Here is a 1,058-nt window from a genome sequence, read left to right on the forward strand (position 1 = left end):
GATCGTCAACAAAATCATCTCTTAAACTCCTATACTTCTTCAACGCCATCCATATCCTCTGAAAAATCCTCCTCATTGAACCTGCACCGTGATCGATCGCCTCGAACTACGTGCAACAATTTTTCTGACACTTTTTGGGACGGGGTGTTACAGTCTTCCCCCCTTACAAAAGTTTCATCCTCGAAATTTCCATGTATCACTGGAATAAATGGGGATACTGTTCGCGCATCTGTTCCTCGGGCTCCCATGTGGCTTCTTCAACCAAATGATTTCGCCACAGTACTTTGACCAAAGGAATAACTTTATTCCGTAACACCCGTTCCTCACAATCCAAAATCTGTATCAGCAGCTCCTCATAAGACAAATCTTGTCTCAACTCAATCTCGGGATCGATCAGCACTTAAGTCTTCGTGACGCTGATGTGCAAGTGCCCTATTAAATCGAAGTATAAAATCCATCAATAAATTTTTCTTCGAAACGTACTTCTTGAAAAATGCATGGGAGCTTTCTGCACGTTGGCTACTTGACATTCCAGCTGAAAATACATATTTAACATATGCTGGCACCCATCTTGAACGTAGTTCAAAAATTGACTTTAACCATTCATTGTTATATAGGTTCGCCTTTTCGATGATAGAAGCCCATTTTCTTTCAAACTCTTCCGGACATTCTGACTCCCAAATGCATTGTTGGAAGTCCTTGTAAAAATCCCTGTAAGTGATTGCATTTAAATATATAGAAAACTTATCAAGTATGTGCCAACTACAATACCTATGAAATGTATTCGGTAAGCTCTGAGCTATAGCCTTTGTCATTGCAGGATCGATCCTCCACCTTAACAATTCAAAAGCTGCCTTTGCCAAGGTTGACAAATCTTTATTTGAAGTATCCTTCAGAAAGAAACCAATCTTTCTCAGTCCTCAGATATGAAAAATCGATGCCTAAGTTACATGCCATCATAATTAAAGGAGATAATGCCTCCCACACACCCAAGGTTTACTCTAATTTCAACAAGACTCCTACAAGTTTTAAAATTATCAATTTATATCTTGCAGGGA

Annotated in this window: 2 protein-coding genes; both read right to left on the reverse strand. The window is 39.2% G+C overall.

Annotation, left to right across the window (positions count from 1 at the left end):
* Window positions 1–196: 196 nt before the first annotated feature.
* Window positions 197–400 carry a hypothetical protein gene (locus FA727_RS25405; protein ID WP_136833938.1) on the reverse strand — a complete coding sequence of 68 codons (204 nt, stop codon included), beginning with the start codon at window positions 398–400 and terminating at the stop codon, window positions 197–199.
* Window positions 378–815, reverse strand: a complete 438-nt coding sequence (locus FA727_RS25410; protein WP_136833939.1) for a hypothetical protein — start codon at window positions 813–815, stop codon at window positions 378–380. Before FA727_RS25410 ends, FA727_RS25405 begins: the two co-directional genes overlap by 23 nt.
* Window positions 816–1,058: the final 243 nt, after the last annotated feature.

The sequence above is a fragment of the Robertmurraya kyonggiensis genome (assembly GCF_005116465.1).
GTDB lineage: Bacteria > Bacillota > Bacilli > Bacillales > Cytobacillaceae > Robertmurraya > Robertmurraya kyonggiensis.